Here is a 13,623-nt window from a genome sequence, read left to right on the forward strand (position 1 = left end):
AGACGATTGGGGGCTGCGGCATCCGACATGTTTGCTCATGTGGGGGTGCGATAGGCTGGCGCGAAGTGAGGGTTGCTCAAGGCGAGCGTGGAGCGAGGGTTACCCCCTCTGCCCTGCCGGGCATCTCCCCCACAGGTGGGGAGATTGGCTGGGCGCGGCCGCTCGCTCTACCTTCATTGTTTGGATTGGGGAGCAAGCCACGAGTCGATCTCCCCCCTTGTGGGGGAGATGTCCGGCAGGACAGAGGGGGTGCTTCACGGCAGAACGCTCGTTAACGCGCTTACCCCGCCGCCGCCATCTCCTTCAGCCGTCGTTCACGGCAGGCATCGACCGCGCGGTCGATGATCAGCCCCGGCGCCAGATGGTCCTCGAAGGTCATTTCCACCTCGATCACCCGGCACTTCGAGGCCAGCGTCTCGGCCTTGCCGTGGTGACCCGCCAGCCGCACGAAGTCCTTGGAGGTGGTGACGATCTGGAGGTCGTCGCGGGCGGCGGTTTCGAGGATGTCGTCGATCTCGTCGTCGGTCAGATGCTCGTGATCGCCGAAGGAGCGGCGGGCGACGGTTTCGGCACCGATCTCATCGACCGTACGGAAAAATTTCGAGGGATCGGCGATGCCAGCGAAGGCGAGCACCCGGCGGCCCTTCAGGTCGGCGCCATCGGAGACGGTGACGGAAGCGGTGAAATAGGGCTTGGCGGCGCGCGCCGCGATGCGCACGATCTGATCGGCGGCTGCACCCGCGCCCACCTTCAGAAGCGCTGTCGCGTAGCGCAGCTGCAGCTTGATCGGCGCGCGCACCGGGCCGCCCGGAACGATATGGCCGTTGCCGAGGCCGCGCGTAGCGTCGATGACCAGCAGCGCGTAATCGATGGCGAGGCGGGCGCTCTGGAAGCCGTCATCCATGATGATCAGGTCGGCGCCTTCCTTGACGAGACGCTTGGCGCCCTCGACACGGCGGCGGGAAATGACGGTGAGCGCCTCGCGGGCGAGAAGCAGCGGTTCGTCGCCGACGGCCACGGCGCGGTGGTGGCCGGCATCGACCACGGTGGTCACATCGAGCGAGCCGCCATAACCGCGACTGAGGAAGCCGGGCGTCAGGCCCTTGGCCTTGGCGGCACGGGCGATCGCAATGGCGGTCGGCGTCTTGCCGGCGCCGCCGACTGTGAAATTGCCGACGCAGATCACAGGGACGGGCACCGAAGCACGCCTGGCGTTGACCATGCGGTAGCCCGAGATACGGCCGTAAAGAAAGGAGATCGGATAGAGCGTCCAGGCGCGCCAATCGGCTTTCGTCCACCAGAATGGTGGCGCTTCGGATACCATCTTCGCCGTCCTGCTTTTCGCACCGCCGGCATGGCGCCCGCCGATGTCATCTCCACCCGAGCGAAAAGAAAAGGCAATTTTCAAGAAAAAGCAAGCCTTTGGTCGATCAGGCGAACTGCAGGCCGGGCAGCAGCCCTTCGAGTTCGGTGATATCGTTGAGGCAATGATCGCTGGCGGCGGCGAGCGATTCACGCGATCCGGTGCCGGTCAAAACCGCGACCGTCAGCCCGACATTGGCGTTGCGGCCCATGTGCAGATCGTGGTTGTTGTCGCCGACGACGGCGACTTCCGACGGGTGAAGACCGGTTGCCGCGCAGAAGCCGAGCACCATGCCGGGCTCCGGCTTGGTGCCGTGGCCGCTGTCGTAGCCGGCGACGTAATCGATGTAATCGGCAAAGCCGAAGCGCCTCGCCGTCTGGCGGATCGAGCGCTCGTTATCGCTGGAGGCGACGCCGAGCTTGAAGCCGCGCGCATGCAGCCGGGCGAAGAAAGAAGCGAGATCGGTGACCGGCACGGAGAAATCGGCGGCATGGGAAAAGAGTTCGTCGAGCCTTACCGTCAGCTCGTCGACGGGAACCGTCGACCCGGCGGCGACGAGGCCTTCCGATATCTGCCTGGTATTGCCGGCGGCGAGCAGGCTGTCGGGAACGATATGGCCGGTCAAGGGATCCATGCCGCAGGCAAGCAGCAGGCGGTCGGCAAGCGCAGCGTCGCCCTTGGCGGCGATCAGCGCCAGCTCGCGGTTCACGGGCAGCCAGCTCTCGTCATAATCGAGGAGCGTGCCATCCTTGTCGAACAGGATACCCTTGATCACCTGCATGTCCTTGTCCGTCTCTAGCGTTGCGCCGCAGCCTTCGGCAGCAGCCTTGCCTTTACCGTCAGCGGATTGATGTAGGGCTCGAGACCCTTCATCGTCGCCGTCAGCGCACCGCGCATTTCTTGCACGGCCGCGGCGCCGGCCTCGATCATATTGCGGCGCGCCGGGTCGTTGGTCAGCAAATAATGCACGCCCTTGGCCAGCATCTCGGTATCGCGCACCATGCGGGCGCTGCCACGGCGGGCAAGCCGCTGATAGGCCTCGCGGAAATTCTGGACATTGCTGCCCGACAGCACCGCGCAGCCGAGCATGGCCGGCTCGAGCGGGTTCTGCCCGCCCTCGCCGAACAGCGAGCGGCCGACGAAGGCGACCTCGGTCATGCGCAGATAAAGCCCCATCTCGCCGATCGTATCACCGAGGAAGACGTCGACATCGGGGGTGAGCATATCCTCACGCGTGCGGCGGGCGACCTTCAGCCCCTGCTTGACCAGTTCGGCCTCGATGGCATCGGCGCGCTCGGGATGGCGCGGCACGATGATCGTCAGCTGGCCGTTGCGTTCCCTCAGCGTGCGGTGGACGATGCCGGCCGCCTTCTCCTCGCCATCGAAGGTGGAGATCGCCGCCCATGTCTTGCGGTCGCCGACCTGCTGCTGATAGCGCGCGAAGGTGGCGGGATCATAAGACGGCGCGTCGGTATCGACCTTGAGATTGCCGGACATCAGCACCTGGCGCGCGCCCAGGTCGCGGAAACGCTCGGCATCGACATCCGACTGCGCGATGACGAGCGCGAGGTTCTCGAACAGCGCCTCGGCCAGCGCCTGACGGCGGGTCCAGCGGGCGAAGGAGCGATCGGACATGCGGGCGTTGACGAGGATCTGCGGGATGCGGCGGCGGCCCAGCTCCAGCACGGTGGCCGGCCAGATCTCGGATTCGGCGATCAGCGCGCAATCGGGCTGCCAGTAATCGAGGAAACGGCTGACGGCGGGCTTCAGGTCGAGCGGCACATATTGGTGGATGACTTCCGTGCCGACGCGCTCGGCGGCGAGCTTGGCCGAGGTGACGGTGCCCGTCGTCAGGATGACGTGGACGTCGCGGCGGCGGATCTCGCGGATAAGGGGAATGACGGCGTTCATCTCGCCGACGCTCGCGGCATGAAACCAGACCAGCGGACCGGCGGGGCGATCGGCGCTGGCATAGCCGGAGCGCTCGAGCCGGCGAGCCCTGTCTTCCTTGCCCTTGGCGGCGCGATAGGTCAGATAACCGCCGACGAAGGGCGTGATCAACGTCCCGGCCGCCTGATAAGCGCCCAGCGCGAAACGCGCCATGCGGCCGCTCATATGACACGTCTCCGATCGACGATGATCGACATCAACCCATTCCCAAATATCATTGCGGCCGAAATGACCGATCAGTTTGTTCAGAATGCGTCAACAACCGCCCCTGCACCTCGATAAGACAGGCGGCTGGATAAAAACGAGGGCCACCAGGGCCGAAAATTATTTGCCGGACTTGTCTTCGGGATCAAGCAAGCGGTGCATATGGACAATGAAATAGCGCATGTGGGCATTATCGACGGTCGACTGGGCCTTGGACTTCCAGGCCGTCAGAGCGGATGCGTAATCGGGGAAGATGCCGACGATATCCAGGCCCGAGAGATCGCTGAACTGCACGTCATCGAGACTTTCCAGCTCGCCGCCGAACACGAGGTGCAACAATTGCTTCTTTTCACCGGACTTGGTCATTTCGGTCACTTCCTTCATCTGCTCCTCCGCCGTTTCATCTGAGGGATTTTGACGGAAACGTCAACTGCTCAGCGCGCCGCGATAGGGGATAGAAATTCATTCAACAGCGGCTCGGAGCCGGCGCAAAGCTCGCCGTGGCGAACATCCGCGCGGTTATAGGTCAGCGCCGTTCCATCGAGGTTGACGAGACGGCCACCCGCCCGTTCCAGAATGAGGTCGGCGGCGGCCAGATCCCAGTCGTGGGAATTGCGCTTCACGAAGGTGCCGTCGATCGCCCCATCGGCCACCATGGCGACGCGGTAGGCGAGCGAGGGCACGTGCCTGATCCGCTCGATCCTGCCGCGCAGCGGCTGGGGGAAGCCGTTCAGCACATCCTCGGCGATGGCGAAACGAACCGGCGGCTTCGGCTCCGATACGCGGATCGGCATGCCGTTTTTCAGGGCGACGCCACCGGCGACCGCCTCATAGAGTTCGTCGAGTGCCGGCGCGTTGAGCACGCCGGCAACCGGCCGCCCCTTGTGGACGACGGCGATGCTGACGCACCAGAGCTTCTGTCCGGCGAGGAAGCCGCGGGTGCCGTCGATCGGATCGATGATGAAGAGCGTGTCGCGCGACAGCCGTTCGGCGCTGTCCTCGGTCTCTTCCGACAACCAGCCGTAATCCGGCCGGGCGGCGCGCAACAGGGTTTCGAGGATTTCGTTGGCGGCGAAATCGGCGGCGCTGACCGGCGAGCGGCCCTCGTTCTTCCACCAGACCTCGGGCGACTGGTTGAAATGGCTGAGCGCCACGGCACCTGCTCGCCTTGCAGCGTCGGCGATCAGGTCCAGATCGCTCTGCCAGCGGGCATTGTCCACGTCGCTCATCCCAAGTTCCAATCCGTCAGCGGCTAGAGCATGTCGCGCAAAAGTGTGAAGCGGTTTTGCGACGAAGACATGCGGTAAAAGAAAGACCTAAAGCGCAACAAGCGAATCTGAAAGATCGCGACGCGCTTTAGCCCACGATCACCGTCCGGCCAGCGTCATTCCCTCGATCGCGATGGTCGGGGCGGCTACCCCGTACTTGCGGTCGATGTCGTTGGCCGGCGTTACCCGCATGAACATCTCCTTGAGGTTCGATGCAATGGTCACTTCCGAAACCGCGAAGGTCAATTCACCGTTTTCGATCCAGAACCCGGTGGCGCCACGGCTGTATTCGCCGGTGATCATGTTGACCCCCTGCCCGATCAGCTCGGTGATGTAAAAACCGTTGCCGACGCCACGGATCAGGTCCTCGGGCGAGATATCGCCGGGCTCGAGCGCCAGGTTGGTCGAGGCGGGCGTCACCGCATTGCCGCCGCGCACGCCACGGCCGTTGGTCTCCATGCCGATCTCGCGGGCGGTTGATGTCGAAAGGAACCAGTGCTTCAGGACGCCGTCCTCGATCATCACCATGCGCTCGCCGGAGACGCCTTCGCCATCGAAGGGGCGCGAGGCGGGGCCGCGCACTATCATCGGATCGTCGGTGATCGACAGGCCGGATTTCAGCACCTGTTCGCCCATCCTGTCGCGCAGGAAGCTGGTCTTGCGCGCAACCGAAGCACCGTTGATGGCGCCGGCGATGTGGCCGACGAAGCCGCGCGCGATACGCGGATCGAAGATCACGGTGACGTTCTTGCCGGTATCGACCTGGCGCGGCTTCAGGCGCTTGACGGCCCGTTCACCGGCGCGGCGGCCGATTTCGGCGGGATCGTCCAGTTCTGAGAAATAGATGCGGCTGTCGAAATCGTAGTCGCGCTCCATGCCGGTGCCCTCGCCGGCGATGACGCTGACGGAGCGGCCGAAGCGCGAGCCCATGTAGCTGCCTTCAAAGCCGTGCGAGGTGACGAGAACCATGCCGCCGCGACCCGACGATGCGCCGGCGCCCGAGGAATTGGTGACGCCATTGACCGCAAGGCCGGCCGCTTCCGTCGCAAGCGCCGCCTCGCGCAACTGGTCGGCGGAAACCTCGGTGCTGTCGAGCAGTTGCAGGTCGGGATAGGATCTGGCGAGCCGGCTCTCGTCCGCGAGGCACGCGAAGGGATCTTCCGGCGAGACCTTGGCCATGGCGACCGCGCGCTCGGCGAGCACCGACATGTCGAAGCCGGGATTGGCCGAGACGATGGCGACGCGCTTGCCGACGAAGACGCGCAGCGAGAAATCATCGCTTTCGGAGGATTCTGTTTCCTCCACCTTGCCGAGCCGCACGCTGACGGATTGCGATCGGGAGCGGACGACCACCGCATCGGCGGCATCGGCACCCGCCTTCCTGGCGAGGTCGATCAGCTGGCTGGCGCGGGAGAGAAGCGTCGAGGAATCAATTTCAGAGGACATGGTTTGGCCTTTCCTTCGCGTTCCATTTATTGTGCGCTACGGAAAGCATCAAGGCCGACGGCGCCGATTCTTTTTCGCGCTGCTTGCGCAATCACGACCATTGAAAGAAGCTTAGCGGATGTCCGAGCCCAACGCCCTCTTCACCGAAACGATCCTGCTGCTCGGCGGCGCGGTCGTTTCGGCCCCGATCTTCAAGCGGCTGGGGCTTGGAACGGTGCTCGGCTATCTCGCCGCCGGCGTGGTGATCGGGCCGATCTTCAACGGGCTGACTGACGGAGAGCAGATCCTGAACGTTGCCGAACTCGGCGTCGTGTTCCTGCTGTTCATCATCGGGCTGGAGCTGAAGCCGAGCCGGCTCTGGCAGATGCGGCGCGACATATTCGGGCTCGGCGCCGCACAGGTCATCCTTACCGGTCTGGCGCTCACCGCCCTGGCCTACATCTCCGGACTGCTGGACTGGCGCGGCAGCATCATCGCCGGCTTCGGGCTGGCGCTGTCCTCCACCGCGTTTGCCATGCAGATACTGGAGGACGACGGCGACGTCAGCACACGCTACGGGCAGCGCTCCTTTTCCATGCTGCTGTTCCAGGATCTCGCCATCGTGCCGCTTCTGGCGCTGATCAACATCCTCGACACCGGCAAGGGCCACGGCACGCCGATCGTCGACTTCGGGATCGCCATCGGCGCTGTCGGCGCGATGATCGTCATGGGCCGCTACCTTCTGACGCCGCTGTTCCAGATCATCGCCAGCACCGGCGCGCGCGAGGCGATGATCGCGGCGGCACTTTTCGTCGTCATGGGGTCGGCGACACTGATGCAGATGGCCGGGCTATCGATGGCGATGGGCGCGTTCCTGGCGGGCGTGATGCTGGCGGAATCCTCCTATCGACACGAGCTTGAAGCGGATATCGAGCCCTTCCGCGGCGTGCTTCTCGCCATCTTCTTCATCGCCGTCGGCCTGTCTTTGCAGCTCGACGTGCTCTGGGACAACGCACTGGTCATCCTCGTCACCGTGCCTGTCGTCATGGCGGCGAAGGCGCTGATCATCTACGCGCTCTGCCGGCTGACCGGCTCGGACCACAATGACGCGATCCGCATCGCCTTCCTGTTGCCGCAGGGCGGTGAATTCGGCTTCGTGCTGTTTTCGGCGGCCGGTGCTTCGTCGCTGATGCCATCGAGCACGGCATCCCTCCTGATCGCCATCGTGACGCTTTCCATGGCGCTGACGCCGATCGGCACCAAGCTTGCCAAAAGGTTCCAGAGCGGCGAGACGAAGGAGACGCTGGAGGAGGATTTCGAGGGCGCCGGCGCCGACGTGCTGATGATCGGCTTCTCGCGTTTCGGCCAGATCGCGTCGCAGATCCTGCTTGCCGGCGGACGCGCGGTGACCGTCATCGACACTTCCGCCGACCGCATCCGCCAGGCCTCCTCCTTCGGTTTCCGCATCTATTTCGGCGACGGCACGCGCAAGGACGTGCTGCGGGCGTCCGGCATCGACCACGCCAAGATCGTCGTCGTCTGCACGCAGAAACGGGAAGTGACCGACAAGATCGTCGAGCTGGTGCAGGCCGACTATCCCGAGGCCAAGCTTTTCGTGCGCTCCTACGACCGCGTTCACTCGATCGCGCTGCGCAACCTCAATGTCGACTACGAACTGCGCGAAACGCTGGAATCGGGCTTGCTGTTCGGCCGCCGGACACTGGAAGCGCTCGGCATCAGCGAGGCCGCCGCCTACGAGATCGGCGAAGACATCCGCCGCCGCGACGAGCAGCGACTGGAGCTGCAGGTGACCGAGGGACTACAGGCTGGCCGCGACATGCTCTACTCGCAGCCGGTCAAGCCGGAACCGCTGGTGAAGCCGAAGCGGACGATGGATTTCTCACAGGATCCGCTGGCGGGCACGGGGGATGCGGTGGCGGATGTTTAGGGCAAGACCCTAGCCCCGACTTAACCGCGCGCATGCGTCTCGATCGCGCCATCCAGAGCATATTTCAGCTCGTCCTTGACACCCTGAGACATGGCCAGCACTTCGCGGGCCTTCAAAAAATCCATGACGCCGGTGCGGCCGACGGCGGGGCGCAGGAAAATGTGGGGCGGCTGGATGCGGAGTTTGAGGGTGATCGCCGTCTGCATCATCAGCTGGCCGGAGCCGAAGATGCTTTCCATGCGGTTCGGAATATGCGTGCCGTCACCTTCAGGCGCGCCGACGACGTCGATGCCGATGACGATATCGGCGCGGTCCATCAGACATTCATAGGGGACGGGATTGCTGATGCCGCCGTCGATCATCACCCGGCCATGCAAGCGGACCGGCATGAAGACGGCGGGGATGGCGGAAGAGGCTGCGAGGGCCGGAAACAGCTGCCCCTCGCTCACCAGCACTTCCTGCTGGCCGTAATAGTCGGTGGCGGTCACCGTCATCGGGATCGGCAGGTCCTCGAAGCGATCGGGGAGATCGGCCGGGAGAAATGCTTTCAGGATACGCTCGAGGTTGAACTGGCCGATGCGCACGCCGTTCGCCACCGCGTCGCGCACGGTCTGCGGGCGCAGGCCCCAGAGGCGGCTGACGACGGCGGTCTTGTTGCCGACGGTCATCAGCGCGTGTTCGCGGATGGCCTCGCCGGTCATGCCGGCCGCCATGCCGGCGCCCATGATGGCGCCGATCGAGGAGCCCGATATCGCCACAGGGCGAATGCCGAGCTCGTCAAGCGTTTCGATGACGTGGATATGGGCGAGGCCGCGTGCACCGCCGCCGCCGAAGGCGATGGCAATACGCGGCGACGCGCCGGAGGCAACATCTTCGAGAGCAGGGAACGCGGAACTGGTCTTTTCGGCCTGCTGTGTCACCCTTCGCCCCCTGTCGCCGCTACCTATTCAGGCTGGTAGCGGTAGAAATGCACCCTGGTATCGCCGAAGATGCGGCTTTCCAGGAACAGATAGGAAGGATCGACCGAAACGGCAACGTCGGCGCGCTCCTCGAGCACGGCAATCGCGCCCGGAAACAGCCAACCACCCCTCGCGGCAGCCGCCATTGCCTTTTCGCCGAGACCCTTGCCATAGGGCGGGTCGGCGAAGAGGAACTGGAATGGCTCGAGATTGCCGACGCTGCCGAGATCGGTCGCGTCGCGCCTCAGGATGCGCGTCTTGCCGTGCAGGCCGAGCGCATCGATGTTTTCCCAGAGCAGGCCCCGGCCCTCGACGCTGTTTTCAACGAAGAGCGCATGGCGACAGCCGCGCGAGACGGCTTCAAGCCCAACCGCGCCTGTGCCGGCGAAGAGATCGAGTATCCGGGTGCCATCGACGCATTCCGGATAGGCATGGCTCAGAATATTGAACAGGCTCTCACGCGTCCGGTCGGCAGTCGGCCGGATGTCGTTGGATTTGGGCACGGCGAGCGACCGTCCGCGAAACTCACCGCCGACGATCCGCACCGCGTCCTATTCCCTTGCCTTTTGGTCCACCACGCGACGGCCTGCCCGAGGGCTTGCCACCGCCACCGGGACGATCGCCCGAAGGCTTGCCCGAAAAACTCTTCGCACCCGGCTTGGAGCCGCCAGGCTTCGCCCCGAAGCTCTTGCCGCGCGGCCCGTCACCACGCGGTTTGTCGCCGAAGGGACGATCACCTCTCGGGCGCTCGCCCTGGGGACGATCTCCACGGGGCCGATCGCCATACGAACGCTCGCCGGCCGGACGCTCGGAACGAGCCTCGCCGGAGAAACGCTTGGCGCGGGGACGCTCGTCGCCCTCTTCGCGCGGACGGCGGTCGCCGAACGGCCGGTCGCCTGTCGGACGGTCACCACGGGGAGGACGATCACCGAAAGGCCGATCGCCACGTGGCCTGTCAGCACGGGGTGGGCGGTCGCCGAAGGAGCGCGGACGGTCGCCGTCCTCGCGCGGCTTGCGTTCGCCACGCGGCTTGTCACCAAAGGGACGATCGCCTCTTGGGCGCTCGCCCTGGGGACGATCGCCACGGGGTGGGCGATCACCATAAGGCCGGTCGCCGCGAGCCGTGCGGTCGCCGCCGGAGCGGTCACCGCGATCACCAAACGAGCGGTCGCCACGGGGACGGTCACCGAAGCCGCGATCGCCACGGTCGCCGCGCTTGCGGTCGTCGTCGCGGCTCACGTCGCTGGAGCGGATCCATTCGCCCTCTTCGTCGCGGGCGCGGTTGATCTGCACGCGCGGGCCTTCGTCGTAGCTTGTCGGCTGCGGCTTGGAACGGCCGGGCTTCTCGCCACGGCGCAGCGCCGTCTGGGCGTTCTTTTCGGCCTTGGCGGCTGCCTTTTCGCCGAGCGGACGGGCGCCGGGCGCCATCCAGACATTGGCGTTGCGGCGGCTGCCGAGCGCCGGGCGCTTCGGGCCCTCATCCTTGCGGTCGCCCCCACGGCTTGGGCCACGGCCACCATCGCGATCACGATCGCCGCCACGGCGGTCGTCGCGTTTATCGTCGCGCTTGGTGTCGAGGCGGCTCAGCGCGCGTTCGCGCTTGTCTTCCGGCTTCCACGAGCGCTCGCGGCGCTCGGGCCGGGCGTCGGCTTCCTCTTCCTCGGTCACGGCGGGCGCGTTGTAGATCGGCGCGTCGAAATTGGCCTTGGCATCCTCGATCAGGCGCGGGCCGAGCTGGTCGCGCAACGTGCGTCCACGCACTTCGATCACCGCCCGCTCTGGGATGTCACCGAGCTGGAACGGGCCGTAGGAGATGCGGATCAGGCGGTTGACGTCTAGACCGAGCGCGCCGAGCACGTTCTTGATTTCGCGGTTCTTGCCTTCGCGCAGGCCCATGGTGAGCCAGACGTTGGAGCCCTGCACCTTGTCGAGCGTCGCTTCAATGGCGCCGTAGAGCACGCCGTCGACGGCGATGCCGTCCTTCAGCTTGTCGAGCGCTTCCTGGTCGATCTCGCCATGGGCGCGCACGCGGTAGCGGCGCAGCCAGCCGGTCGTCGGCAGTTCCAGCGCACGCGCCAGTCCCCCGTCGTTGGTCAAGAGCAGCAGACCTTCGGTGTTGATGTCGAGGCGGCCAATCGACATGACGCGCGGCAGATCGTCCGGCAGATTGTCGAATACGGTCGGGCGGCCTTCCGGATCGGCATTGGTGGTCACCAGACCGGCGGGCTTGTGGTAGAGCCACAGGCGCGTGCGCTCGATGCCGCGGATCGGCATGCCGTCGACTTCGATCTTGTCGGTGAGCGTGACGTTGACGACGGGCGTATCCAGCGGCTTGCCGTTCAGCGTGACGCGGCCATCGAGGATCATGCGCTCGATATCGCGACGCGAGGCAACGCCGGCGCGCGCCATCACCTTGGAGATGCGTTCCGCCTTGCTGTCGCTCGTCACGTCGGACACGGCATCCGCCTTGTCAGCCGATTTTGCGAACTTTCTTGCGGGCTTTTCGCCCGATTTCGCGCCGGTATCGCGCGGGGATGGCTTGCCACCCGGCCGTTTTGGCTTGTCTTTGAATGTCATTTGTTGTTTGCCTGCCTTTTGGGGCCTTCTATCAGTTCGCGCCCCTGCGGTTAAGTGGAAATTGTCGGATCGTGAAGACAAATCAATTTATGGAGCTGGCGCTTGAGGAGGCGCGTGCCGCGGGCGCGCGCGGCGAGGTGCCGATCGGCGCGGTCGTCGTCCTCGACGGCACCGTGATTGCCTCATCCGGCAACCGCACCCGCGCGCTCAATGACATCACCGCGCATGCCGAAGTCGCCACCATCCGCATGGCCTGCGAGGCGCTCGGCCAGGAGCGATTGACGGGCGCCGATCTCTACGTGACGCTGGAACCCTGCACGATGTGCGCGGCGGCCATCTCGTTTGCCCGCATCCGCCGGCTCTATTATGGGGCGGAGGACCCGAAGGGTGGCGGGGTGGACAGCGGTGTGCGGTTCTACGCGCAGCCGACGTGCCATCATGCGCCGGAGGTGTACTCCGGGATGAGCGAGGTGCAGGCGGCGGAGATCTTGCGGGGCTTCTTTCAGGGGAAGCGGGATTAGGGGCGCTTCCGGCCCGACAAGGCGCTGCAATGCGCCAACTTCGCAGAACCTAAAGTCGAAATATTGATTGCCTATCAATAGCTTGAGAGAATCTCGACCGGTCGTTCATCCCCGCGCTCGAAACCCGCCCCTACACTATCGGCGTCCCGTCATCGGATACACCGGCAGGCGTGCCGGCGAGGCGGGATCGGCGCTGGGTGTTTGAGGAGGACGCAAGCTCTCTCATCCGGGGTTCGCAGAAAATGGTCTCCCTCCGGTGACGGCGGGTCCTGTCGCAAGACGGGCCCGAGTTGAGCCCGGACGTGCCTGTGAGGCACACATGGTTCCGCCGCGAAGTTGGGCGGAAAGGCAGAGGGACCGGAGTTGCGCTCATAAACCGCCGAACGGGGCGCTGGGAAGCGCCATATTCTACTTACTCAATCGAGGTGATTTCCAGCGCCCCGTCCGAGTGAAGATTGCATGGTGGAGACACGGGCCTTCGGGCGGCGTGGGGTTTTTGGTGTGTCTGTGGGGATGTGGTGCGATGATAGAGAGGTCTCGCCGTGGAACACCCCTCTCTGCCCTGCCGGGCATCTCCCCCCACAGGTGGGGGAGAGGACCTCGTGGCCCGCTCACAGTCTTGGCGTCAACATCGCCACAAGTTAAGCCCTCCCCCTTGTGGGGAGGGTTGGGAGGGGTCTTTGCCCTACGCGCTCACATCGAACGTTTGTAAAAAGCTCACCGCGCCCGAAACCCTACTGCAGCAGGTTCCACCACTGCTTGCCGGAGCCGGCGACGGCGGCTTCCTTTTTCTTCTTCTTCATCTTCTTCAGCTCGGGCTCGCCGACGTCGTCGAGCTTGGCGGGATCGTCGACCTGGCGGTATTCGGTCGGGGGATCGGAGATGAAGCGGCGCTGGTCGATATAGGCGCCCTTCTGGATAGCGCGGGCTTCGCGGTAGGCCTTGGTCTGCGCATCCGTGGTGCGGCGGCCGCCTTCGATCTGGTTGTTGGCGAGCGGCGACTGGTAGTTGGACTTGTCGCTGTTCTCGTCGGCTTCCTTGACGAGACGGGCGCGGGTTTCCTCAGGCGATCCGACCCATTCCGGATTGTCCTTGCTGGCGATCGACTGCTGCGGCGCAACCAGGTTTTCCTGGCCGCCGGTCTTCGGAACCACGAGGCCCGGACGCGGATTGTATTTCACGCCCTTGTTCTTGGGCTCGGCGCCGGTCAGCGAGGTGGATTGGCCAAGGTCATCGGTCAGCTGCTGGAATGCCGTCTTGTCCGTGCCGTATCGGGGGCCACTCGTGCAGCCCGACATCATCGCAGTGCCTGCCATCGCAACAGTCAGGCATGCGCCCAAACGGAACCAACGCTTCGATAACATGAAAACCCTTCCAGCCATGCCGGTGCAGTCAACGCTTCAACCGG

12 protein-coding genes are annotated in these 13,623 nt (G+C 64.9%); 2 read left to right on the forward strand and 10 right to left on the reverse strand.

All coding sequences use genetic code 11. From position 1 onward, the window contains the following. Positions 1–280: 280 nt before the first annotated feature. The 6 genes from lpxK to P3R82_RS21590 all read right to left on the reverse strand — a co-directional run bounded on the left by lpxK (position 281) and on the right by P3R82_RS21590 (position 6,231). Entirely contained in the window at positions 281–1,324 is a 1,044-nt protein-coding gene (gene lpxK, locus P3R82_RS21565) for a tetraacyldisaccharide 4'-kinase (RefSeq protein ID WP_283195271.1), read from the reverse strand. A 106-nt stretch (positions 1,325–1,430) separates the two neighbouring features. Continuing rightward, entirely contained in the window at positions 1,431–2,144 is a 714-nt protein-coding gene (locus tag P3R82_RS21570) for an HAD family hydrolase (RefSeq protein ID WP_283195272.1), read from the reverse strand. 14 nt (positions 2,145–2,158) lie between these two features. Next, positions 2,159–3,478: a lipid IV(A) 3-deoxy-D-manno-octulosonic acid transferase gene (gene waaA, locus P3R82_RS21575; protein WP_283195273.1), complete on the reverse strand. Its 1,320-nt coding sequence runs from the start codon at positions 3,476–3,478 to the stop codon at positions 2,159–2,161. A 159-nt stretch (positions 3,479–3,637) separates the two neighbouring features. Continuing rightward, positions 3,638–3,883, reverse strand: a complete 246-nt coding sequence (locus P3R82_RS21580) for a DUF4170 domain-containing protein (protein ID WP_183901948.1) — start codon at positions 3,881–3,883, stop codon at positions 3,638–3,640. Positions 3,884–3,951: 68 nt separating this feature from the next. Then, positions 3,952–4,746, reverse strand: coding sequence for a 3'(2'),5'-bisphosphate nucleotidase CysQ (locus P3R82_RS21585; protein WP_283195274.1), 795 nt, complete (start codon positions 4,744–4,746; stop codon positions 3,952–3,954). A gap of 138 nt (positions 4,747–4,884) precedes the next feature. After that, positions 4,885–6,231 (reverse strand): TldD/PmbA family protein, encoded by a 1,347-nt coding sequence (locus P3R82_RS21590; protein ID WP_283195275.1) that lies wholly within the window; start codon positions 6,229–6,231, stop codon positions 4,885–4,887. A gap of 118 nt (positions 6,232–6,349) precedes the next feature. Here P3R82_RS21590 and P3R82_RS21595 point away from each other — a divergent pair, with 118 nt between their 5' ends. Continuing rightward, positions 6,350–8,158, forward strand: coding sequence for a monovalent cation:proton antiporter-2 (CPA2) family protein (locus P3R82_RS21595; RefSeq protein ID WP_283195276.1), 1,809 nt, complete (start codon positions 6,350–6,352; stop codon positions 8,156–8,158). A 20-nt stretch (positions 8,159–8,178) separates the two neighbouring features. Here P3R82_RS21595 and P3R82_RS21600 read toward each other — a convergent pair whose 3' ends face one another. Genes P3R82_RS21600 through P3R82_RS21610 form a run of 3 tightly spaced genes read right to left on the reverse strand, consistent with a single transcriptional unit; the run spans position 8,179 to position 11,694 of the window. Continuing rightward, positions 8,179–9,078 (reverse strand): patatin-like phospholipase family protein, encoded by a 900-nt coding sequence (locus P3R82_RS21600; RefSeq protein ID WP_283195277.1) that lies wholly within the window; start codon positions 9,076–9,078, stop codon positions 8,179–8,181. A gap of 23 nt (positions 9,079–9,101) precedes the next feature. Further along, positions 9,102–9,662 carry a 16S rRNA (guanine(966)-N(2))-methyltransferase RsmD gene (gene rsmD, locus P3R82_RS21605; RefSeq protein WP_112944550.1) on the reverse strand — a complete coding sequence of 187 codons (561 nt, stop codon included), beginning with the start codon at positions 9,660–9,662 and terminating at the stop codon, positions 9,102–9,104. Continuing rightward, positions 9,643–11,694: a pseudouridine synthase gene (locus tag P3R82_RS21610; RefSeq protein WP_283195278.1), complete on the reverse strand. Its 2,052-nt coding sequence runs from the start codon at positions 11,692–11,694 to the stop codon at positions 9,643–9,645. Before P3R82_RS21610 ends, rsmD begins: the two co-directional genes overlap by 20 nt. Before the next feature lie 89 nt (positions 11,695–11,783). Here P3R82_RS21610 and P3R82_RS21615 point away from each other — a divergent pair, with 89 nt between their 5' ends. Next, on the forward strand, positions 11,784–12,215 hold the full coding sequence (locus tag P3R82_RS21615; protein WP_283196398.1) for a nucleoside deaminase: 432 nt from the start codon (positions 11,784–11,786) through the stop codon (positions 12,213–12,215). A gap of 734 nt (positions 12,216–12,949) precedes the next feature. Here P3R82_RS21615 and P3R82_RS21620 read toward each other — a convergent pair. Further along, positions 12,950–13,579: a hypothetical protein gene (locus P3R82_RS21620; protein WP_283195279.1), complete on the reverse strand. Its 630-nt coding sequence runs from the start codon at positions 13,577–13,579 to the stop codon at positions 12,950–12,952. Positions 13,580–13,623: the final 44 nt, after the last annotated feature.

Source organism: Rhizobium sp. AN80A (assembly GCF_030053015.1).
Lineage (GTDB): Bacteria > Pseudomonadota > Alphaproteobacteria > Rhizobiales > Rhizobiaceae > Rhizobium > Rhizobium metallidurans.

Bases quoted from the DNA above. Each gene is read 5' to 3' on its own strand.
- P3R82_RS21595 (WP_283195276.1), top strand. From the start codon at position 6,350: ATGTCCGAGCCCAACGCCCTCTTCACCGAAACGATCCTGCTGCTCGGC.
- P3R82_RS21615 (WP_283196398.1), top strand. From the start codon at position 11,784: ATGGAGCTGGCGCTTGAGGAGGCGCGTGCCGCGGGCGCGCGCGGCGAG.
- P3R82_RS21570 (WP_283195272.1), bottom strand. From the start codon at position 2,144: ATGCAGGTGATCAAGGGTATCCTGTTCGACAAGGATGGCACGCTCCTC.
- lpxK (WP_283195271.1), bottom strand. From the start codon at position 1,324: ATGGTATCCGAAGCGCCACCATTCTGGTGGACGAAAGCCGATTGGCGC.
- P3R82_RS21585 (WP_283195274.1), bottom strand. From the start codon at position 4,746: ATGAGCGACGTGGACAATGCCCGCTGGCAGAGCGATCTGGACCTGATC.
- P3R82_RS21580 (WP_183901948.1), bottom strand. From the start codon at position 3,883: ATGACCAAGTCCGGTGAAAAGAAGCAATTGTTGCACCTCGTGTTCGGC.
- waaA (WP_283195273.1), bottom strand. From the start codon at position 3,478: ATGAGCGGCCGCATGGCGCGTTTCGCGCTGGGCGCTTATCAGGCGGCC.
- P3R82_RS21610 (WP_283195278.1), bottom strand. From the start codon at position 11,694: ATGACATTCAAAGACAAGCCAAAACGGCCGGGTGGCAAGCCATCCCCG.
- P3R82_RS21620 (WP_283195279.1), bottom strand. From the start codon at position 13,579: ATGTTATCGAAGCGTTGGTTCCGTTTGGGCGCATGCCTGACTGTTGCG.
- P3R82_RS21590 (WP_283195275.1), bottom strand. From the start codon at position 6,231: ATGTCCTCTGAAATTGATTCCTCGACGCTTCTCTCCCGCGCCAGCCAG.